Genomic DNA, 20,342 nt, shown 5'->3' with positions numbered 1-20,342 from the left:
ACCACCTTCGGCGCCCGCTCTGACGCCGACCTGTCACACCCCTGACACGACCGCCGTCGCGGCGTTCCCTCGAGGACCGGTCACCCCGGGCTCCACACGAACCCGTAGGTCCCGCCCACGGCGATGACAGCAATTGCGGCCAGGGGCAGGAGCGAGTAGTGGATGCGGCCGACCGGCCCCCACCAGCCGCGGACCCACGCGGTCACGGCCGCGGCCAGGGTGAGCGCGGTCAGCGGTACGGCGGTGGTCAACGGCAGGAGGAGCGCCGGCGACTCGCTGAAGATCATCCACTCGTGGAGCCGGTTGAGGTCGAGAAGCGCGTACACCACCAGTCCGACCCAGACCAGGCAGCTCAGGCCGGTGAGCGAGGCGATGACCCTGGCGGAGGCCGGTCCGGGGCCTCTCGGGCGGCGCAGGGGCACCAACCCGGTCAGCAGCACGAGCAGGCCCGCCGCCGCGATACCGAGGTGCAGAAGTGGATCAGAGAGCGGGCCGGCCCGGTCGAAGCCCATGGTGGGGTTGTCGTCCAGATACAGGACGACGGTGTCGTCCTCCGCGACGAACACCAGACTCGCGTCGCCGTCCTCCGCGACGAAGAGGCCGTCGCCCGCCGGGATCCAGCGTTCATTGGGTACGAGCACTCCACTGATTCGCAGTGCACCGTCACCGTCTTCGCGCACACGTACGTGGGTGCCGATTCGGGTGAACTGTTCCAGGCCGCTGGTGGAGCGCTTGGTGTTGATGTAGGTGCCGACGTACCGGGCCAGGTCCGTGTCCGGGTCAGCCCGCCCCGGCGGCGCCGGCTCAGCGGGGCCGAACTCATCGGCGAAGCCGTGCAGCACGGACATGCGCAGGTCGTGGACGAAGCTCCCCCCGGCCTCCGGGTTGGCGTCGGTGCCGTTGACCGCGACGAACACCCCGGCGTCCAGTTCCGGCAGGAGCAGGTAGCCCGTCTGGAGCCCCTCCCCGCCTCCCGAGTGGCCCACGCCTCGGGGCGGGCCCGCTCGCCAGTCATGGGTCCCGTAACCCACGGCGGTGGTCTCCGGGTGGTGTTCGACCTGCCGGTCCAGCATCATCTCGACCGACTCCGGTGAGAGAACACGCTGACCGCCCAGTTCACCGCGGTTAAGCAGGGCCAGCATGAACCGGGCCATGTCACCGCTACTGGTGACCGCGGACCCGGCCGGGACGAACGGGTAGTGGTGGTTGTTGACCTCGTTGCCGTCTGCGCGATGGAGCGTGACGACCTCGTCCCGCGCCTCGATCTCGGGGACGGCGCCGAACTCGGTGGCGTGCATGCCCAGCGGCCCGAAGACGTGCTTTTCGGTGTAGTCCTCGAAGGGGAGGCCGCTGACCTCCTGGACGACCATCCCCGCCAGCGCGTACCCGTAGTTGGAGTAGGCGGCCACCCGGCCGGAAGGGAAGATGCGTTCGGGCGTCGTCCCGCTGAGGTACTCCGCCAAGGTCCGCCAGCTGTCCGGGTCCTCCGGTGCGTCGTAGTCGGCCACCTCCTCGAACCCGGCCGTGTGCGTGAGCAGGTGGTGCAGGGTGACCGCCTCACCGGGTACGCGCATGCCCTCGGGAAGGTAGGTGTTGACGTCCTCGTGCAGGTCGACCTCGCCGTCCTCGGCGAGTTGGAGGACGGCCATGGCAGTGATTGACTTGCCGATCGAGGCGCTCGGGACGGCGTGTTCGCTCTCGTCCAGGAGGGTTCCATCGGCGAGGTCGGCGTAGCCGTGGGCGGCCGATGCGACCTGTTCGCCCTCGGCGACGACGGTGGCGGCGACGCCCGGTGCCCCGTGTTCGTCGAGGAGTTCGGCTACACGGGTGTCCAGGAACTCCTGGGCGCTCTCCGGGGTCACGGGGGTGCCGGATTCGGCCGGTGCGGCCGCGGCCGCACGGTCCGCAAGGGCGTTGGCCGGGGTGGCCCACGCCCCGGGGACCAGGGTGGCGGCCAGCAGGGCCGGTACGGCCAACAGTGTGGTGAGGCGGCGGGCGCGGGGGACCTCGGCATCGTGCGCTGAACGTGTCATGCGGCCACCTTCGGCCCGGGGCCTGACACCGGCCTGTCACGCCTATGACACGGCGTTCCACCCCCCACCGCCGCTGTTCGCGAATGACCGATCGCGTCAGCGCCTGGGTGCTCCGGTCAGATGGCGAGCGCGGTCTTCACCAGCTCGGGCCAGTCCTCCTCGGTGCCTTCCCGCTCCGCTGCGGCGAACCGCGCGTCGCCCAGGTGGCGGCGTGCGGCCTGCTCGATCCGGGCCACGTCCGGGTGGGAACGGTTCGGCAGTCCGCGCACGCCGACGCTGGCCGCGAGCAGCCGCGCGGCCAGCTCGTACTGTTCGAGTCGGAGTGCGAGATCCGCGACCCCGACGATCACCTGCGCGTACAGGGGTGCGTTCACCTCCTCGGCGGAGACCGACTGCCACGCCGCCACGCGGTGCTCACGGGCCTCATCCGGATCGTCGGCCAGGTAGCCGAGCAGGTCCTGCACCTCCGCACGCGTGTTGGACCACTCCGCGTCGTCACCCAGCAGGGCCGTTGCGACGCCGAGCTGCCGGTGGGCCTCTGCGTCGTCGCCGCTCCAGCGGGCGAGTTCGGCAGCCGCCAGAGCCAGCTCAGCCAGCGTGTGCGGCCAGGTGACCCGTTCCGCGCGGCGCCGCGCCTCGGCGATGGCCGCCTCGCAGGCGTCCTTGTCGCCCAACAGCCAGTGCAGCTGGGCCAGTCGCGCCCGCATGCGGATGACATCGTCGAGGGCACCCATCTCGGTGACGACCTCGACCGCCTGGTCGTAGTGCTCGCACGCGGCCGCGAACTCGCCGCGCACGGCGATCCGGTCCGCCAGTTCGGTCTGGGCGAACGCGATCCCGAACCGGTCGCCGAGCGAACGGAACTCCACGAGCGCCCTTTCGAGGTGGGTGTCCGCGTCACGCCCACCCTGGCCGAGCATGATGCGCGACTTGCCGAGGTGTAGACGGGCCAGGGCACGTACCCACGGCTCGTCGTCGTCCAGCAGTGCCTCATACGCGGACAGGAACGTGTCCGGTGCCCGCAGCATGCGCTCCAGCGGATCCACCAGGCCCAGAAGCGGGTGGCGCCGGTCGCTGTTCCGGCTGAGCTGACTGAACCGGTGCGCCTCGCTGATCCACTCCGCCGCCTGGCGCTCACCGCCCCGCCCGGCGTTGACGAACATCACGCCCAGCGCGTACACCATGGCCCGGATCTCGTCGGGCACGCGGCCGGGGGTTTCCGTCGCCGCGACGATCAGTTCGAAGCCTTCGACCTTGTGCCCGCTCAACCACCAGTACCAGCCGGCGCCGCCCGCGAGCCGCATGGCCGCATGGGCCTCGCCGGCGGCGAGTGCGCCGCGCATCGCGGAAACGATGTTGTCGTGCTCGGCCTCGAGCAGGGCAAGCCACTCCAGTTGTTCGGCGCGGCGGAGCCGGGGTTCGGCGGTCTCGACGAGTTCGGTGAAGTGGGCGAGGTGGATACGGCGTGCCAGATCCGCTTCTCCGGCGTCGGAGAGCCGGTCCGCGGCGTACTCCTCGATGGTTCCCAGCATCCGGTAGCGCGGCGCACCGTTGCCCTCGGCGCGCAGAAGCGACTTCTCGGTCAGCGCTGTGAGCAGGTCGAGTACCTGTTCCTGCCGGACCCCGTCTGCCTGCCCGGCCCCGGCGTCGGCGCAGACCCGCTCGGCGGCTTCCAGGCCCGCCCCGCCCGAGAACACCGCGAGCCTGCGCAGCACCGTCCGCTCGGACTCGCTGAGCAGCTCCCAGCTCCAGTCGACCACCGCGCGCAGCGTCTTGTGCCTCGGCAACGCGGTTCTGCTGCCCCCGGTCAGCAGGCGGAACCGGTCGTGGAGCCGGTCGGCGAGCTGGTCGAGGGAAAAGGTGCGCAGCCGGGCCGCGGCCAGTTCGATCGCCAGCGGCATTCCGTCCAACTCGCGGCAGATGCGCACCATCGTCGAGGCCGTGTGGTGGTCGGAAGCGAGATCGCCGCGCACCGCACCGGCCCGGTCCCGCAGCAGCCGGACGGCCGGCGAGGACTCGATCTCGCCGGGGTCGGTGTCCCCCTCCGGCAGGGCCAGCGGCTCGACCGGCCACAGCGCCTCACCGGTGATACCGAGCGGTTCCCTGCTGGTCGCCAGGATGCGCAGTCGCCGGCACTCCCCGAGCACGCGGTCGGCGAACGCCGCCGCCGAACCGATCAGGTGCTCGCAGTTGTCCAGGATCAGCAGCGCTTCCCGGTCGCGCATCGCTGCGATGACACGGTCCGTCAGCTCCGCGTTGGATGTCTCGCCGAGCAGGTCATCCCGCAGTCCCAGCCCGGAGAGCGCCGCCTGTGCCACGTCGCCGCCCCTGTCCACGGGCGCGAGCTCCACCAACCAGACCCCGTCCGGTAGGTCTCCGAGCATGGTGCGCCCGGTTTCCGAGGCCAGTCGGGTCTTGCCCGAGCCGCCCGGTCCGGTCAGGGTGATGAGCCGGTGCTCTTCGGTGAGTGCGCGCACCCCGGCGGCATCGGCCTCCTTGCCGACGAAGCTGGTCAGCTCCGCGCGCAGGTTGGTCTTCCTGTCCTCCTCCCGCCGGCCCAGCTCGCCCCGCAGCAGCGCGACGTGCAGCGCGGACAGCTCCGGTGCGGGATCAACGCCCAGCGCGTCGGCCAGGTCCGCCCTCGCGCGCTCGTACACGAGCAGCGCTTCGGACCCGCGGCCAGCATCGGCCAAGGCGCGCATGAGGGCGGCGACCAGCCGTTCGCGCACCGGATGCGCCGCCACCAGGTCGGTCAGCTCCGCGACCAGATCGGCGCCCCGGCCCAGGCCGAGCTCCGCGTCGAACCGGTCCTCCGTGGCCGTCAGCCGCAGCCGCTCCAGCCGCGTCACCGCCGCGCCGAAGGCAGCGCTGTCCTGGAGTCCCACATCGGCCATGGCCGGACCGCGCCACAGCGCAAGGGCTTCCCGCAGCAGGCGGACCCGCCCCGGGCCCGCTTCGCGGCGAGCGCGTTCGACGAGGCGCTCGAACTGCACTGCGTCGACCGCGTCGGGGGCCACCGTCAGCCGGTAGCCGCCGGGGCCTCCTTCGATCGTCCCCTCCGGCAGAGCCTTGCGCAGCCGGGAGACCAAACGTTGGAGGGAGTTCGCGGCCCCGGACGGCAGGTGTTCGCCCCAGATCCAGTCCACCAGTGTCGGCTTGGCGACCACCCGGCCCGGTTCAAGCGCCAAGGCGGCGAGCAGCGCCCGCAACCGGGCGCCCGGCACGTCCGCGACGACGCCGCCGTCCGAACACACTTCGAGTGGTCCCAGTATCCGAATCCGCACCCGGACAGTGTCCCACGGTGGCACGCAGCCGCCGCTGGCCCGAACCCTGCTTCTGAACCCTCACCAGCGACCGCGCTCACTCTCGCGCAGCCCTCAACGACGGGACAGGTCCGCCAGCGCCAGGCCCCCGCCGAAGGCGATCAGCGCACCACCTGACGCCTGGTCCAACCGGCGCAGAGTCACCGGCCGCAGCTTGCGCCCGGCCAGCACCCGCCCTGCGGCCGCCCACCCCAGCGCCGTGAGCGCCTCGCACACGATGTAGAGCACGCCCAGCGCGACCAGCTGCGCTCCGACCGCGGCCGCCCCGGGCTGGGCGGAGACGAACGGCGGCAGGAAGGCGGTGAACAGCAGCAGCGCCTTGGGGTTGGCGGCCGCGGTCACGAACTCCTGGGCCGCCAGTTTCCACGCCGCCACACCACTCGAAGGTTCGCTCCCCCGCTCCGCGGAGTGTCCGTCAGATGCCGGTGTGGCGCGTGCCGACCACACCACCCACACGCCCAGGCCGATCATGACGGCCGCACCGGCGACCCGCAGTACCTCGAAGGCCGTCTGGGAGGTGTGCAGGAGCGCCCCCAAGCCGGTGATGACCACGCCGAGCATGATGGCGAACGCGGCGAAGCGTCCGGTGAGCGCTAAGGCGGCCGGACGGAGGCCCCGCCGCAGGCCGTTGCGGAACGCGAGCAGGTTGTTGGCGCCCGGGGAGACCGCCACGGCCAGCGCGGCGGGGACGAAAACGGCGAGTTGCGCCGATGAGAGCATGCTCCCAGCCTAAGCCGCGCACGGATCACGGGCTCGGGGCGAGTTCCGGGAGCCCTCGGAGCACGCCCTCCGCGACCTGCGGCGGGCTCAGCTCGCTGGTGTCGATGACCAGGTCCGCCCAGTCCGCGAGCCATTCCCGGTGGGCCCGGTAGTAGGGCTCGCTCTTGGCACGGCGGAACGCGGTCGCCGAGGCCGAGCGCTCGGGGTCGTCCGGGACGAGGTCGTCCCCGGCGATGCAAGTCTCCAGCACCTCCCGATCGGAGTGGAGGACCACTCGCCGGACCTCCAGGCCCCGGGCGCGCAGGCCGTCCAGGATCTCCTCGGCGTAGTCCCGGCGCAGAATACTCATCGGGGCGATGAGGGTCTGCCCGGTGAAGGCGTGGATCTCGGCCGCCGCGGCGTGGAAGAGGGCCCGCCACGGCGGCAGGTCCTGGAAGTCACCGGGGTGGTCGGCCAGGAAGTGCCGGAGGACCAGCCCGACCAGCTCCGGGGCGAAGAGGCGGCTGTTCGGCACCTGCTTGACGAGGAGTTCGGCGGTGGTGGTCTTGCCGCCTCCGAACGGGCCGTTGACGAGGACGATCACCCAGGATCCCTCCGCTAGCCCCCGGTACATGTGGGGGCAGAGTCTACCGGGGGCCGGGCACGCCGGGTGTGTGGCCTACCTGCTGCTGTTCCCGGCGGTCCAGGACGAAGTCGTACTCGGCGCGCAGGAAGGGCTCCGCGGACTCGCCGCCGTCCGGGGCCGGGCCCGCGGGGTGCTCGGTGAAGGGCACGACCAGGGCGTCCTTGGTGCCGAAGACCACGTCGGTGGAGAGGAAGTCCGTTCCCTCGCGGAACAGGTGCGTGATGAGCCGGGCGTAGCCGGGTTCCTCGATGAGGAAGTGGATGTGGGCGGGGCGGTAGGGGCTGATCTCGGTGCGCTTGACCAGGTCGCCGACCGGCCCGTCCAAGGGGATCGTGTAGCCCGTCGGCGCGATGGTGCGCAGGCAGTAGGTCCCGTCCTGCCGGGCCCGGTACTTGGCGCGCAGCCGCGCCTCGTCCACTTCCAGCTGCGCCTCGTAGGCCCCCTCGGCGTCGGCCTGCCACACGTCCAGGACCGCTCCGGGTACGGGCCGCCCGTCGGTGTCGACGACACGGCCGGTGACGTACAGGGGCGTGCCCTCGATCCCTTGGGCCATGTCGTGGCCGAACTCGGCGGGCGGTGACCCGTCGATGTGGAAGGGGCCGAGCACGGTGGCGGGGGTGGCACCGGAGGAGAACCGGTTGTTCAGCTGGACGACGAGCGTGCTCAGTCCGAGCACGTCCGAAGCCAGGATGAACTCCTGGCGCTTGTCGTCGCAGGCGCGTCCGGTGGCGGTCAGCCACTCGACGGCGGCCATCCACTCCGCCTCGGTGAGGTCGACCTCGCGGGCGAAGTCGTGCAGGTGGCGGACGAGCGCGGTGAGCAGCTGTCCGGTGCGGGGATCGTGGGCGCTCCCCCAGCGCTCCTCGGCCAGGTCGGTCAGGTTCTCCTCGGTCACGAACGCCATGGGGATCGTCCTCCGGATCAGATCTCGTCGGGGGTGTGCGGAGTGGGCCCGATCGGCCTGTTGTTGCGGTCGACGGACAGGAAGACGTCGTTCGCCACGGGTGCGCGCATCTCTTCGGCCAGCTGCCCCACCAGCCCCGCGGTGCGGGCCAGGAGGGCGAAACCGCGCAGCAGTTCGATGGGCAGGCCCAGGTCGGCCAGGGCCGCGCCGCACACACCCGCGCCGTTGAGCGGCAGCTTCTTGCCGAGGACCTCCGGGTGGACGCGGCCGATCGCCTCGAACAGCTCCAGGTGGGGTCCGAACTGCCCTTCCTCCCGGGCGATGCGCATCAGCGCCGGGGTACGCGGATCGCCCTGTTTGTGCACGTGGTGTCCGAGCCCCGGGACCAGCCTGCGGGCCTCGCGTTCGGCGCGGACGGTCCGCAGCGCGACCTCGTCCCAGCCCTGTTCCCCTTCGGGGAGGTGGCCATCCAGGGAGCGCAGCACCTCGTCCAGGAATCGACCGGTGTCCTCGGTGACGCCGAGGAACCGGGATCCGCCGCCGAGAAGCCCCGCCGCGAGCGCCCCCTGGATGGAGTCGGGCGCGGACAGGTACGTCAGCCGGGTGACGATCGCGGTGGGGGTGAAGCCGTGGTCGGCCAGGGCCGCCAGGACCGCCTCGAAGACACGGGTCTCCCCGGGGTCGGGGCGGCGTTGGGCGGCGAGCCAGAAGGCGAGTTCACCGAACCCGACCTTGCCCATGACGTCCTCGGCGAGGTCCTGGCCGAGGAGTGTGATGGTGGTGGGGTCGGCCGCGCCCAGGGCGGTGGGGTACTCGGTGCGCTCGTTCACGGCTGTCCCTCCCCCTCGGAGTCGGCCAGCCAGGCCCTCAGCCCGTCCCCGTGCTCGTCCAGCCCGGGTGGGGGCAGCCGGTAGGAGGCGGGGGTCGCGGAGAAACGGATCGGGTTGCGCGTGGTGGGTACCTCGCTGTCGCCCTCACCGACCCGTACGACCGGCTCCAGCCCGAAGCGTTCGGCCATCGCGAACCCCTTGTCGATGGTCTGGATCGGGCCGCAGGGGACCCCGGACTCCACCAGCAGCTCGAACCACTCCAGTGCGCCCCGTTTCGACAGCCTCTCGACCAGGAGGGGCCGGAGTTCGCCGCGGTTGGCGGTCCGTGCCGCGTTGGTGGCGAAGCGCGGGTCGTCGGCGGTCTCGGCGATGCCGAGCACTGCGCACAGGGCACGGAACTGGCGGTCGTTGGCGGCGGTGACGATGAGGTCGTCGTCGGCCGTGGGCAGCGGTTCGTAGGGGAACACGCTGGGGTGGGCGTTGCCCATCCGGGTGGGGACGGTGTCGCCCGCCACGTGGGCCGAGCTGTGGTTGACCAGCCCGGTCAGGGCGGAGGACAGCAGGTTGACCTCCACCAGCTGGCCCTCCCCCGTGGCGTCGCGGTGCCGCAGCGCCGCGAGGATGCCGATGACGGCGTGGTTGCCCGCCATGACGTCGAACACCGAGATGCCTGCCCGGTAGGGCGGCCCGTCCGGGTCCCCGGTGAGGCTCATCAGCCCGGAGACCGCTTGGACCATGAGGTCGTAGCCGGGGACGTCCCGTCCGGCGCCGGTGCCGAAGCCCGTGATGGAGCAGTAGACGACACCGCCGTTGGTGGCCCGGACGCTGTCGTGGTCGAGTCCGTAGCGGGCCAGCCCGCCGGGCCGGAAGTTCTCGATCACCACGTCGGCGCGCCTGGCGAGTTCGCGCGCGGCCCGGCCGTCCTCCTCCTGTTTCAGGTCCAGCACGACCGAGCGCTTATTGCGGTTCACGCCCAGGTAGTAGGTGGACGTGTCACCGCGTACGGGCGGCTTCCAGGACCGCGTGTCGTCCCCGGTCGGCCCTTCGACCTTGACGACCTCGGCCCCCAGGTCGGCCAGCAGCATGGTGGCGTAGGGGCCGGCCAGGATCCGGGAGAAGTCCGCGATCAGCAGGCCTGACAGCGGACCGCCCGAGGCCGCGCTCTCCGCGCCTCCGGGCGGTGTCCGCCCCGCTGCCCCGCTCGGTGCCGCGACCGGTGGTCCGCCCGGTGCCGTGACCCGCGCGTCTGGGTCCCCCGTCATTCCTCCCCCTCCATGTCCGCTTAACGGACAAGCGTCCGCATCAGCGATTCTGTACGTGAGGGCACTACGAGTCAACCCCCTGGACAAAACTTCACCAGCGCAAGGAAAAACCTTGGGATGCCCGTCTTGACAGGACTTCCAACCTGAGCGACAAGGGAAGTCTCTACTGGTGACCGCTAAGCGGACCTTCGTCCGGAAAATGTACGATGGCGCTGCGAACCGGCCGGTACAACGTCGACATCGAGGAGTCCCCCATGAACCGGAACAGCGATTTCCCCTCCGACCGACCGGTGGTGCTGCGCGGCGGCACCGTTCTGACCATGGACGCCGAACGCTCCGTCCTCCACGACACGGACGTGCTGGTCGTCGACGACCACGTGGCCGCGGTGGGGGTGGACCTGGACGTGCCGCAGGGCACCGTGGAGATCGACGCGGCCGGAGGCATCGTCATGCCCGGCATGATCGACACCCACCGCCACATGTGGCAGACCGCCATGCGCGGCTACGGTGCGGACTGGACCCTGACCCAGTACTTCGTCTGGAACTACCTCGCGCACGGCAAGCACTTCCGCCCCGAGGACATCCACGCCGGCAACACCCTCGCCGCCCTCGAGGCGCTGGAGGCCGGAGTGACCACGGTCGTGGACTGGTCGCACGGGCTCCAGACCACGCAACACGCCGAAGCCGCCGTCGAGGCGCTGGGATCGGCGCCCGGCCGACACGTGCTCGCCTACGGCAACATCCACCAGGCGCCCGCGGAGTGGACCGCCTCGCCCGAGTTCCGCGCCTTCGTCGAGCGCCACCGCGACGACGACATGCTGGACCTGCAGGTCGCCTTCGACGTCACCGGCGACCCCGACTTCCCTGAGAAGCCCGCTTTCGAGGCGGCCCGCGAGCTCGGGCTCCCCGTGACCACCCACGCGGGGGTGTGGGGTGCCACCGGCGACAACAGCATCAAGCTCATGCACGAGAACGGCTTCATGGGCCCGGAGACCGTCTACGTGCACGCCGCCTCCCTTTCGGAGGACTCCTACCAGCGCATCGCCGCGACCGGCGGTTCGGTCTCGGTGTCCACCGAGAGCGAGCAGAGTGCCGGACAGGGCTACCCGCCCACCTGGGTACTCCGCAAACACGGGATCCCGGTGTCGCTGTCGATGGACACGAGTGTGTGGTGGAGCGGCGACCTGTTCAGCGCCATGCGCGCGACCCTGGGCGCCGACCGATCCCGTGAGCACCTGGAGGCCCAGCTGGCCGGGAACACCGTCACCCACTCGGCGCTGCGCGCGGCACAGGTCGTGGAGTGGGCCACCCTCGGCGGCGCGTCCGCTCTGGGCCGCGACGACCTGGGCCGCGTCACGCCCGGGGCCAAGGCAGACCTCGTACTGATCCGCAACGACGCCTCACCGGTGTCGTTCCCGATCCTGCACCCCTACGGCCACGTGGTCTTCCAGGCCCAGCGGGGCGACGTGCACACGGTTCTGGTGAACGGCCGGGTGGTCAAGCACGAACACCGGCTCGTGGACACCGACCTGGCCTCGGTGCGGCGGAACGTGGACGCCACGATCGAGCACCTGCGCTCGACCATCGGCGACGAGGAGTGGGAGGCGGGCATGAACCCGGACATCCCCGCATCCAAGGTGATGGACAACCCCTACACCTACACCGAGTACCGCGACGCGAGTACCCATGGCGGGTGAGGGGTGCGCGCCCTACCGGGGTGGCTGTCATCCGGACGGCCCCTCGGTATGCTGGCGCTTCCCCGACACCGAACGGAGAGACCATGCCGCGCGAGGGCGCCGGTCCCGACTTCATCGAGGCCCTGGCACGGGGCTTGGACGTGATCCGGGCCTTCCAACCGCACCGGCCGACGATGACACTTGCCGAGGTCGCCAAAGAAGCCGACCTGGCCCGGCCCACCGCACGACGGGTCCTCATCACCCTGCGGGAGTTGGGATACGTGCGCTCCGGCGACGCGGGCTTCACGCTCACACCCCGCGTGCTGGAGCTGGGTATGGCCTACGTGCGCTCGACCGGCCTGTGGGAGGTCGCCAGACCGCACTTGGAGGGGCTCTCCGAACGCACCGGGGAGTCGTGTTCCATCGCGCAACTGGACGGTTCGGACATCGTCTACGTGGCCCGGGTGGCGGTTCCCAAGATCGTCACCCTGGCCGTGCAGATCGGAACGCGCTTCCCCGCACTGCAGACCTCCCTGGGCAAGGTGCTGCTGTCCGCCAAGACACCGGACGAGGTCGAGCGGGTCCTGTCCGAACCCACCCGTTCGGGGCTGGTTCCCCGTTGGCAGCCCGATCCGGAGGAGCGCTGCGCCGCGCTGCGCGAGGTCGGCGCCCGGGGATGGGCGCTCACCGACGAGGATCTGGCCTTGGGGATCCGGTCGGTGGCGGCGCCGCTGAGGGACGGCCAGGGCAGGGTCTTCGCCGCGGTCAACGTCAACACCCACGCCGCCGAGACTTCCCTGGAACACCTCACCCAGCACCACCTGCCGTTGCTCCTGGCCACGGCGGGAGAGATCAGTTCCGACGTCGCCAGGTTGGAGTCCGTGCCGCAAGTGACGCGGACCCCCTGAACCCGTCGGGTGAAGGAGGCAGGCCGTGATCGCCGCGAGCATCGACACCCCCGGACACGCCCCCGCAGTGCGGGAACGACCCGACCCCGAACCCGCTCCCGGGCAGGCCGTGGTGCGGGTACTGGCCGCCCCGGTGTCCCCCTTGGACCTGCTGTGCGCGGGCGGGCGCTCCTACTTCGGGGTACCCGCCACCCCCTACGTACCGGGGGTGCAGGGTGTGGGGTTCTGGAAGGGGCGGCCCGTGTGGTTCCCCACCCCGGCCGGGATGGCGCCGGGCGACGGGAGCATGGCCGACCTCGCCCGGGTACCCGAGGAGCACCTGGTGGCTCTACCCGAGGGTGTCGACCCCGTGGCCGTAGCGGCGCTGGGCCTGTCCGCGGTGGCGGCCCACATGGCGCTGACCTGGCGCGGGGGCCTGGAGCGCGGGGAGGACGTGCTGGTCCTCGGTGCCGGCGGGGTCGTGGGACTGGCCGCGGTCCAGCTGGCGCGCACCCTCGGCGCGGGCCGGGTGGTCGCTGCGGCGCGGTCCCGGGACGGCCGTGATCGGGCTGACCGGGCGGGCGCGGACGCCGTCGCGGCGCTGGACTCCGACGACGCGAAGATCCTCGCCGAGCGACTCACCGAGGCCGCGGAGGGCTCCGTGGACCTGGTCGTGGACCCGCTCTTCGGCGCCCCGGCCGCGGCCGCGATCCGTGTCCTGCGTCCCGGCGGGCGCCTGGTGCACCTGGGTTCGGCCGCCGGCGAGCAGGCACCCCTGGACTCGGGAACCCTGCGCAGCCGGTCCCTGCGGTTGCTTGGCTACACGAACAACGCACTCACCCCGGACCAGCGCGCGGACTCGGTGGAGACCGTGGCGGGCGAGTCCGCGGCCGGTCGTCTGAGCGTGCCCCACGAGCGAACGCCGCTGGCCGAGGCGGCACAGGGATGGGAACGCCAGGCGCGGGGTGCGGCGACCGGACGGGTGGTTCTGGTCCCCGGCGGCTGAGGTGCCCGCCCACCGGAACCGGGGCGGCTCCGGTGGGCGGGTTTCGGTACCGGGGTTCGGTTCCCGTAGGCTGACCTGCCGAACCTGGATGATCCGGGCGAAGCGACCTTAGAGAACTACACCGTGCAGCGCCGAACCGATGAGTGGGCCACCTTCTCCCCCGACCGCGAAGTGCTGGCCGTCGTGCGCAGTGTCCCCACGGCGGGCAGGCTCTTGGACGTGACCGCGCTCCTCGCCGACGACCGGGTCGGAGTCACCTTCACCGTCACCCCCGGTTCGGCCTCCGAGGCCGGTGTCAGGCCGATGCTCCGGGCCGCGGGTATCGACCCGGTCCCGTGGGAGAAGGCCGTGGCCGAGTCGGACAGCTTCGACCTGGCCCTGGCCGCCAGCACCAAGGGCGGCCTCCACAGACTCGACGCCCCAGTGGTCCTCATGCCGCACGGCGCCGGGCACAACCGCAGGGTGGGCGGCCGACCGGGGTCGCTGGCGAGCGCCTCTGGGTTGGACCCAGCCGAACTCCTGCATGAGGGGCGGCTGATCGCCGACCGGTTCGTCCTGTCCCACAGCGAGCAGGCGGACCGGCTCCACGAATCCTGCCCCGAAGCCAAGGGGCGGAGCGTGGTGGCCGGGGACCCGGCTTTCGACCGGATGGTCGCTGCCCTGGGGCGCCGCGAACGCTACCGTGAAGCGCTCCACCTGCGGGGGCGCCGCTTGGTCGTGGTCTCGTCCACCTGGAACCGGGACTCCTTGTTGGGCTCCCAGCACGAGGTCGTGCAGGCGCTCCTCGCCGAGCTTCCACAGGACGAGTACCGCGTGGCCGTGGTCGCCCACCCCAACGTCTGGAGCCACCACAGCAGGGCCCAGCTGGAGCTGTGGTTCCACGAGGAGATCGAGGCCGGGTTGGTGCTCGTCCCACCGGCCGAGGGGTGGCGGGCCGCGCTCATCGCCGCCGACGCCGTTCTCGGGGACGTCGGGTCGGTGACCTACTACGCCGCGTCCCTTGGGCGCCCCGTTCTCCTCGCCGCCTTCGCGACCGCGGACCTGGACCCCCGTTCGCCGCTGTTGGAGTTCGGTTCGGCTCTGCCGAAACTCGAACCCGGCCGCATCGCCGAACAGGTGGACCGGGTGGCGCGCATGCCCGTGGCCCCTGTCGCCGACCTGCTCATCGAACACCAGAACGAGTCCGCGACCCGCCTGCGCGCCCTGCTGTACACATTGTTGGAGCTCACCGAACCGCCACTGGCCGCCCACTACCGCCCCTTGCCGGACCTGCCCGAACACCCCGAGGACGTGACCGCCTGGCGGGTGGCGTTCGACCCGCCGGAGGACCTCTGCCACGACGGGCAGGGAGCGGCGGCGCGGCTGCGCCGGTTCCCCGCCGGTGCGCCCGCGCCGCACACGCACAGCGCACCCGTGCGCCCCTTGGTCGTGGACGCCGAGGACGCCGTCATGCCCCGATGGGGCTCGGCGGACGCCTGGTCGTACCGGCGCCGCAGCACGGAAGAGGACGCGAGCGCTTGGTTGAAGGAGCGGGTCAGCACGTACCCGAAGACCCTCCTGGCGGTCGCCTCCCTCGACGAACGGTCGGCCCTGCTCATGCACCGCTCCGGCCTGGCCATGCGGGTGCACGACGAGAGCGGGGCACAGGACCGCCTCGACGCCTCGGTCGTGGCGGCGGCCGCGATCGGCTGGGCACGGCAGTGCCTGCCATGGCGCAGATGGCACACAACGGTCCGGGTCCGCCTGGGTGACCGGACCCTGCTGCTGCGGGCCTCCCCCCCCCGCCGGAATTCGGTTTCTTGGGAAGTTGAGGTGGGCTCTGACCAGGGATCATCGGTACAGGTCGCGCGGACGGCACAGGTGGCACGTAACGTCCGGGCGACACGAACCGTTCATCCCTTGCCCGGCACCTCCGCCAGCTCGGCGGCGATCTTCCGGACGTCCCCTTCGAGGTGGTAGTACTCGGCGACCCGGCCGGCCCAGGCCAGCCACGCCCGCGCCTGGCCACCGTCTCCCCTCTCCCGCGTGATCCGGGCGAGGAGTCGGGCGGCCTGGACCTGCTTGACCGGTTCGGCGAACTCGTCGAAGACCATCATGGCCCCGTCGGCCGCGGCCTCGGCCCGGTCGCAGCGGCCCCGGTCGATCAGGACCCGCGCCAGGGAGAGCCGTACCTTGGCGAGCAGCAGCCTCCAGTCGTCGATCAGCCAGCGCCGGTCGCTCCGGTCCGGCACGCGGGAGAGCTCGGACAGCCGGTTCTCGGCCAACCGCTCGGCCTCGCGGAGTTCGGCCTCCGCGGTGGCGAGGTCGCCGCGGTCCCGGGCGCCGTTGCCGAGCTGGTACGTCTGCAGGGCGTCGCCGCGCGGGCGGCCCAGCCGTCGGTGGATGTCCCGTGAACGGGTCAAGAGCTCTTCGGAGGTGGCCTGAGAGCTCCCCGGCAGGTCGGGAAAACGTTCCCGGAGCAGGCCTTCGGTCTCCAGGACCACCGCGCGGTCCAGCTCGGTCCCCTCGGCGGCCTCGGCGGCCTCCGCCACCAGCGCGGCGGCCCGCTCCGCCGAGCCCAGCTCAGTGAGGATGCGAGCGAGGTAGACGGCGCAGCGCACTACGGCGCTCCGGTGCTCGGCCTGCCGGGCCACCTTGAGGGCGAACTCGTAGATCCGGGTACCGATCTCCAGGCGGCGCCTGCCGTGGCAGACCGGCCACACTGCATCGGCCAGGACGAGGGCCGCCACGGGGTTGCCGATCTCGTATGCCATCCGCATCAGTTCGGGCACGTGTGCCAGGTACTGGTCCTGCCAGTCGGCGGCCTCGCGCCGCGTGGTGAACGGTGGGCGGTAATCGGCGGGTGCGGTGGTGAGTTCGGCGGTGTTCAGGCCGGTGGTCAGGCGGTGGCGTTCGCCGAGGCCGACCCGGTCTGCCAAGTGGTGGGTGACGGTGAAGAAGCGCAGGACGGCTGCCGCGTCGAACCGCCACCGTTCCGCGGCACCCTCGCGGACCCGGCTCCGAACGAGCTCGACCATCCCCCTGCCGCTGCCGCTGCCGGTCGCCGGGTGCAGCAGGCTGGCGTCGGCGAGTCGGGCGATGACCTCCGGTGCCCGGTCCCCCAGTTCCGAGCGCCCCAGTTCGTCGGGGATGGATCGGCCCGGGCACACCGAGAAGAACTGGAGGAGGCGCAGGCCTTCGGAGCCCAGGCCGGACAGTGCCACGTCGATGACGGCCTCCGCCCCCGACAGCGGAGGGACCGACGAGCGCTGGCGGGACCGTACGGCCGCCACCAGTTCGGTCACGCTGAGGTCCTGGGCACCCACGTGCCCGGCGGCCATGCGGATGGTCGCGGGGAGGCCACCGCACAGCCGGACAAGCTGTGTGGCGCTGGCGTACTCGCGGCGGTCGGACAGGCGCTGGTCGACCGCGTGGAACGATCGGAACAGCCGGAGCGAGTCCTCGTCGGCCAGGGCCCGCAGGGTGAGGGCCTCAGCGCCCTGGGCGATGGCGTCTCCGGCTCCGCCGAAACCCTGCGCACAGGCGGCCAGGACCAGGTGCGGCCCCGAGCCCAGGGGGAATTGGTCGAGTTCGCTGTCGCTGACCACGTCGTCCAGGAGCAGGAGGAGGCTCTTCCCGGCGGTGACACCGCGCAGCCGGCCCATCAGGGCACGCACGTCGGACTCCTGGTCGGCGTCGCGCACGTGCAGATCGTACAGCAGGCCGCGCAGGACACCGGTGACGTCGAGGTTGCCCTCGCGGTCGCGCCACTGAGTGAGGTCCCGGTGCAGTACCCCGTCGGCGAAGTACCCGGAGAGCCGGTCGGCCGCCTCGGCGAGGGTGGCGCTCTTGCCGATGTCGGCTTGGCCCAGGAGCAGGGCGACACAGCCGCGGCGGTCCCGCGCCACGTCCCCGGCCAGGGATTCCAACCGGACCAGGTCCTCGGCGCGGTTGGTGAACTTCCGGTCGGCCTTGGGCACCTGGTGCGGAGGTGGCGGGGGTGTGGGCGCGCCGATGTGTACGTCGCCGAAGCTCCGTCCCTGCAGGGCCGTGCCGGAGTTGTCCGTCAACTCGTTCCGCTGGGGGTCGGACACCGCTGGCCTCCTGGGGGTTTACGCGCGTACGCGCCGCGTGGTCATGGCCTCCCAAGATCCTAGAGCCCCGGCACCACAGGGGAATCGGCACACCCGGCGTTGACCGCTACCGGCCCCGAGCGCGGTTCGACCGGTGCGGATTCGCCTCTTTCGGGAGTGGCCTTCGCGGCTGCCCGCGTCGGTCTCCGGCGGTCAGGTGGCCGCCCGGCCCTCGGGATGGTCCGGGTTCTGGGCGAGTTGGCGCAGGAGCGGGCCGTACTCGGGGTGGTTCAGAGCGGAGGCGAACTGGGCGACCAGATAGTCGGCCGGGTTGCCGGTGTCGTACCACCGGCCCTGGATGACCTGGCCGTAGACCGGGTGGGCGGCGGCGCGGGCGTTGATGGCGTCGGTCAGGTAGATCTCGCCGGTGCGGTGGGTGTACCAGCGCTCGGTCTGGGCGCGGAGCTCGTCGACGATGTCGGGGGTGACCACGTAGCCGCCGATCGCGGCGTAGGCGGACGGTGCGTCTGCCGGCTTGGGCTTCTCCACCAGGCCGATGATCCGCAGGAGGCCGTCGGCCAGGTCTTCGGCGACCTGGGGCACCCCGTAGCGCCGGGAGTCGGCCGGGTCCATGGGCATGAGGGCGAGCACGGGGTGGCCGGTGCGCTGGTAGGCGCTGATGAGCTGCTGGGCGCGGGGGGCCTCGGCGACGAAGACGTCGTCCGGCCAGAGAACGAGCATCGGTTCGTCGCGCACCCCGCGGGCGGCGTTGAGGACCGGTGTTCCGTTCCCGTAGGGGCCGTGCTGGTCCAGGTAGGTGATGTGACCGCGGCGGGCCAGCTCACCGACTTCGGCCACGGCGTCGGCGTAGTCGTGCTTGCCGTCGGCCCGCAGGCGTTCGACCAGGGCGGGGTCGGGACGGAAGTGGTCCTGGATGAGGGACTTGCCGCCGGAGACGACGATCGTGATGTCGGTGATCCCGGAGGCCACGAGTTCACGGACGGTGTGTTCGATGACGGGCTTGTCGCCGACGGGGAGCATCTCCTTGGGGGTGGCCTTGGTGAGCGGCAGGAGCCGCGAGCCCATCCCCGCGGCGGGAATCACCGCGCGCCGGATCGTCGTGGTCATGTGTCTCCCCTGGTGGTGGCGCCGTGAGTGTCGGAGACCGACACTATCGGCGCGGTGGCCGGCACGGGCGGCAATGCGGGGGAAAGTCGCCGTCCGGGGTTCAAAGGCTCCGGGGTACAGGGGCTCAGCGGCGGGAATCCCTGGCGATCCATGCTCGTCCCTATAGAATGAACACCTGTTCATTCAAAAGATGGGGAGTGGGCGAACCGATGCCGCGCAGTCCGGAGCAGCACGAGGCGATGCGGGCCGCCACCCGGGAGAGTGTACGGTCCGCGGCGGTACGAATGTTCGCGCAGCAGGGTTACGCGGCCGTCAGCATGCGTCAGATCGCTGCCGAGGCGGGCATCAGCACCGGCCTGATCTACCGTCACTTCGCCACCAAGGATGAGCTCTTCGGCGGTCTGGTCGCCGAGGCCGCCACCGGCCTGGGCGCGGTCGCCGAAAGGTTTCGCGGCTCCGAAGACCCCGCGGAGTCCCTGCGCGCTTTCACCGAGGAGTTCCTGGCGGACCTGTCCCACGAGGGCGACTTCGCCGAATTCTTCCTCCTTATGAACCACGCCTACACCCAAGGGGTCGGCGAGGGGCGGGAGGTCCCGGCGGCCGTCCGGGACCTGATCGGGCGAAGCGCGGAATTGCAGGGAGTGACCGTGGGTCTGATCGAGCAGGGTCAGCGGCGGGGTGTCTTCCGCGCCGGTCCTGCCGATGAGCTTGCGGCGTGCTATTTCGCGGTGTTCGGCGGGCTGGTGTCGATGCGTTCGGCGACGGGTGCGGGGTTCGCCGTGCCGACCACTGCGACGGTACTGAGCTTCCTGCTCAGGGAGCACAGCGGTGACGAGGGAGAGCAGTGATGACTGAGGAGACGGTCAACATCGAGGTCAGGCGCGGCGACCTCCTGGGGGAGGCGTACCGGCGCGGGATCGCGGAGGTGTTCGTCGACGGGTTCGGTGCGGACCTCGCCTACTTCGCCAAGGACCCGGTGAAGCTCGCCGAGGCCATCGGACACATGCTGGTGTTGGAACGGTTCCACGTGGCCCAGATCGACGGCGAGCCCGCGGCGCTGGCCAGCCTCACCGAGGGCGACCAGGAGTCCATCGACCACAACGTGCGTACCCTGCGCGCACACCTCGGCCTGGTCAGGGGCACGATCGCGGACCGGGTGTTCCGCAAGCACTTCCAAGGGGCGAACTCCTCGTCCCGGGAAGGTCTTGCCGAAATCGGTTTCGTCGCCACCGCGGAGCGGTTCCGCGGCAGGGGCGCCGCGAAGGCCGTGCTCAACCACCTCCTCGCTCTTCCCGAGTACGACACGTTCGTCTTGGAGGACATCAAGGACACCAACGCACCCGCACTGCGCCTTTACGAGCGCTGCGGCTTCCACGAGTACCAGCGGCGCGAGGTCAAGCACACGAGGTGGAGCGGCTTCCACGCCTACGTGTCGATGAAGCTCACCCGGGACTGAGCCACGCGGGTCAGGTGACCGGGCAGCCACGGAACTGGCGGCTGGGGCCCTGGGACCAAGCGCTTGGCACCCGGGGCCTACAGGACCGTGACGTCCACCCTGCGGCCGTCGGGGTCGGTGAGGGTGTGCTTGCCGCGCGTGAGCGGCGGGTTGGTCTCGGTGATGTCCAGGGCCAGGTTGAGGCGCAGGTCGCTGGCCCGGCGCTCCTCGGTCGCGGGCTGGATCTCGATGAGCGGCCCGAGGGGCAGCCGACAGGAGTAACGGGTGGGCCCGCCACCGAGCGGGGCGTGCTCGGCTCCGAAGGCCAGACCGAGCGTGCTGTAGAACTCGCGGCACTCGTCGGCCCTGGTGGAGTACAGGACGAGGGCGTCGAGGCAGGCGTGCGTGTCGAAGATCGATTCCTGCATGGCCGTCCCTACTGCTCGAAGGGTGGGGATGGA

16 protein-coding genes are annotated in these 20,342 nt (G+C 71.4%); 6 read left to right on the top strand and 10 right to left on the bottom strand.

What is annotated here, in order from left to right; genetic code table 11:
* Positions 1-80 precede the first annotated feature (80 nt).
* The 7 genes from ACYVD1_RS18910 to ACYVD1_RS18880 form a co-directional block, all read right to left on the bottom strand.
* Positions 81-2,033, bottom strand: coding sequence for a serine hydrolase domain-containing protein (locus ACYVD1_RS18910; RefSeq protein ID WP_460774395.1), 1,953 nt, complete (start codon positions 2,031-2,033; stop codon positions 81-83).
* A 116-nt stretch (positions 2,034-2,149) separates the two neighbouring features.
* Positions 2,150-5,317: a BTAD domain-containing putative transcriptional regulator gene (locus tag ACYVD1_RS18905; RefSeq protein WP_460774393.1), complete on the bottom strand. Its 3,168-nt coding sequence runs from the start codon at positions 5,315-5,317 to the stop codon at positions 2,150-2,152.
* A 93-nt stretch (positions 5,318-5,410) separates the two neighbouring features.
* Entirely contained in the window at positions 5,411-6,076 is a 666-nt protein-coding gene (locus tag ACYVD1_RS18900) for a LysE family translocator (protein ID WP_460774390.1), read from the bottom strand.
* Positions 6,077-6,101: 25 nt separating this feature from the next.
* The gene (locus ACYVD1_RS18895) at positions 6,102-6,689 is read right to left on the bottom strand and encodes a hypothetical protein (protein WP_460774387.1); all 588 of its coding nucleotides are present in this window, start codon (positions 6,687-6,689) and stop codon (positions 6,102-6,104) included.
* Positions 6,690-6,702: 13 nt separating this feature from the next.
* On the bottom strand, positions 6,703-7,605 hold the full coding sequence (locus ACYVD1_RS18890; RefSeq protein ID WP_460774385.1) for a dioxygenase family protein: 903 nt from the start codon (positions 7,603-7,605) through the stop codon (positions 6,703-6,705).
* Between the two features lie 17 nt (positions 7,606-7,622).
* Entirely contained in the window at positions 7,623-8,435 is an 813-nt protein-coding gene (locus tag ACYVD1_RS18885) for a citryl-CoA lyase (protein ID WP_460774382.1), read from the bottom strand.
* The gene (locus tag ACYVD1_RS18880; protein WP_460774380.1) at positions 8,432-9,697 is read right to left on the bottom strand and encodes a CaiB/BaiF CoA transferase family protein; all 1,266 of its coding nucleotides are present in this window, start codon (positions 9,695-9,697) and stop codon (positions 8,432-8,434) included. The genes ACYVD1_RS18885 and ACYVD1_RS18880 overlap by 4 nt, the downstream gene beginning before the upstream one ends.
* Positions 9,698-9,951: 254 nt before the next feature.
* Between ACYVD1_RS18880 and ACYVD1_RS18875 the strand changes: the two genes are divergently transcribed.
* From ACYVD1_RS18875 to ACYVD1_RS18860, 4 genes are all read left to right on the top strand, one after another.
* Entirely contained in the window at positions 9,952-11,394 is a 1,443-nt protein-coding gene (locus tag ACYVD1_RS18875; RefSeq protein ID WP_460774460.1) for an amidohydrolase family protein, read from the top strand.
* Positions 11,395-11,477: 83 nt separating this feature from the next.
* On the top strand, positions 11,478-12,281 hold the full coding sequence (locus ACYVD1_RS18870; RefSeq protein WP_460774379.1) for an IclR family transcriptional regulator domain-containing protein: 804 nt from the start codon (positions 11,478-11,480) through the stop codon (positions 12,279-12,281).
* A 25-nt stretch (positions 12,282-12,306) separates the two neighbouring features.
* Positions 12,307-13,266 carry a quinone oxidoreductase family protein gene (locus ACYVD1_RS18865; RefSeq protein ID WP_460774376.1) on the top strand — a complete coding sequence of 320 codons (960 nt, stop codon included), beginning with the start codon at positions 12,307-12,309 and terminating at the stop codon, positions 13,264-13,266.
* Between the two features lie 123 nt (positions 13,267-13,389).
* Positions 13,390-15,225: a translation initiation factor IF-2 gene (locus ACYVD1_RS18860; RefSeq protein WP_460774373.1), complete on the top strand. Its 1,836-nt coding sequence runs from the start codon at positions 13,390-13,392 to the stop codon at positions 15,223-15,225.
* On the opposite strand, the gene ACYVD1_RS18855 is transcribed toward ACYVD1_RS18860, so the two are convergent.
* Both ACYVD1_RS18855 and ACYVD1_RS18850 read right to left on the bottom strand, forming a co-directional pair.
* Positions 15,159-17,339, bottom strand: coding sequence for an NB-ARC domain-containing protein (locus ACYVD1_RS18855; RefSeq protein ID WP_460774370.1), 2,181 nt, complete (start codon positions 17,337-17,339; stop codon positions 15,159-15,161). The genes ACYVD1_RS18860 and ACYVD1_RS18855 overlap by 67 nt on opposite strands.
* A gap of 192 nt (positions 17,340-17,531) precedes the next feature.
* Entirely contained in the window at positions 17,532-18,446 is a 915-nt protein-coding gene (locus ACYVD1_RS18850; protein WP_460774367.1) for a UTP--glucose-1-phosphate uridylyltransferase, read from the bottom strand.
* Positions 18,447-18,655: 209 nt separating this feature from the next.
* On the opposite strand from ACYVD1_RS18850, the gene ACYVD1_RS18845 reads away from it, so the two are divergent.
* Both ACYVD1_RS18845 and ACYVD1_RS18840 read left to right on the top strand, forming a co-directional pair.
* Complete coding sequence (locus ACYVD1_RS18845; protein WP_460774365.1) at positions 18,656-19,294, top strand: TetR/AcrR family transcriptional regulator; 639 nt, start codon at positions 18,656-18,658, stop codon at positions 19,292-19,294.
* Positions 19,294-19,902 carry a GNAT family N-acetyltransferase gene (locus ACYVD1_RS18840; RefSeq protein ID WP_460774362.1) on the top strand — a complete coding sequence of 203 codons (609 nt, stop codon included), beginning with the start codon at positions 19,294-19,296 and terminating at the stop codon, positions 19,900-19,902. The genes ACYVD1_RS18845 and ACYVD1_RS18840 overlap by 1 nt, the downstream gene beginning before the upstream one ends.
* A 77-nt stretch (positions 19,903-19,979) precedes the next feature.
* On the opposite strand, the gene ACYVD1_RS18835 is transcribed toward ACYVD1_RS18840, so the two are convergent.
* Positions 19,980-20,309 carry a hypothetical protein gene (locus ACYVD1_RS18835; RefSeq protein ID WP_460774360.1) on the bottom strand — a complete coding sequence of 110 codons (330 nt, stop codon included), beginning with the start codon at positions 20,307-20,309 and terminating at the stop codon, positions 19,980-19,982.
* Positions 20,310-20,342: the final 33 nt, after the last annotated feature.

This window comes from Nocardiopsis nanhaiensis (assembly GCF_054778635.1).
Note: the sequence above shows the minus strand (reverse complement) of the source record. Positions and strands in the feature narration are given on the sequence as shown.

Bases quoted from the DNA above. Each gene is read 5' to 3' on its own strand.
- ACYVD1_RS18910 (WP_460774395.1), bottom strand. From the start codon at position 2,033: ATGACACGTTCAGCGCACGATGCCGAGGTCCCCCGCGCCCGCCGCCTC.
- ACYVD1_RS18900 (WP_460774390.1), bottom strand. From the start codon at position 6,076: ATGCTCTCATCGGCGCAACTCGCCGTTTTCGTCCCCGCCGCGCTGGCC.
- ACYVD1_RS18895 (WP_460774387.1), bottom strand. From the start codon at position 6,689: ATGTACCGGGGGCTAGCGGAGGGATCCTGGGTGATCGTCCTCGTCAAC.
- ACYVD1_RS18890 (WP_460774385.1), bottom strand. From the start codon at position 7,605: ATGGCGTTCGTGACCGAGGAGAACCTGACCGACCTGGCCGAGGAGCGC.
- ACYVD1_RS18880 (WP_460774380.1), bottom strand. From the start codon at position 9,697: ATGACGGGGGACCCAGACGCGCGGGTCACGGCACCGGGCGGACCACCG.
- ACYVD1_RS18875 (WP_460774460.1), top strand. From the start codon at position 9,952: ATGAACCGGAACAGCGATTTCCCCTCCGACCGACCGGTGGTGCTGCGC.
- ACYVD1_RS18870 (WP_460774379.1), top strand. From the start codon at position 11,478: ATGCCGCGCGAGGGCGCCGGTCCCGACTTCATCGAGGCCCTGGCACGG.
- ACYVD1_RS18850 (WP_460774367.1), bottom strand. From the start codon at position 18,446: ATGACCACGACGATCCGGCGCGCGGTGATTCCCGCCGCGGGGATGGGC.
- ACYVD1_RS18845 (WP_460774365.1), top strand. From the start codon at position 18,656: ATGCCGCGCAGTCCGGAGCAGCACGAGGCGATGCGGGCCGCCACCCGG.
- ACYVD1_RS18840 (WP_460774362.1), top strand. From the start codon at position 19,294: ATGACTGAGGAGACGGTCAACATCGAGGTCAGGCGCGGCGACCTCCTG.
- ACYVD1_RS18835 (WP_460774360.1), bottom strand. From the start codon at position 20,309: ATGCAGGAATCGATCTTCGACACGCACGCCTGCCTCGACGCCCTCGTC.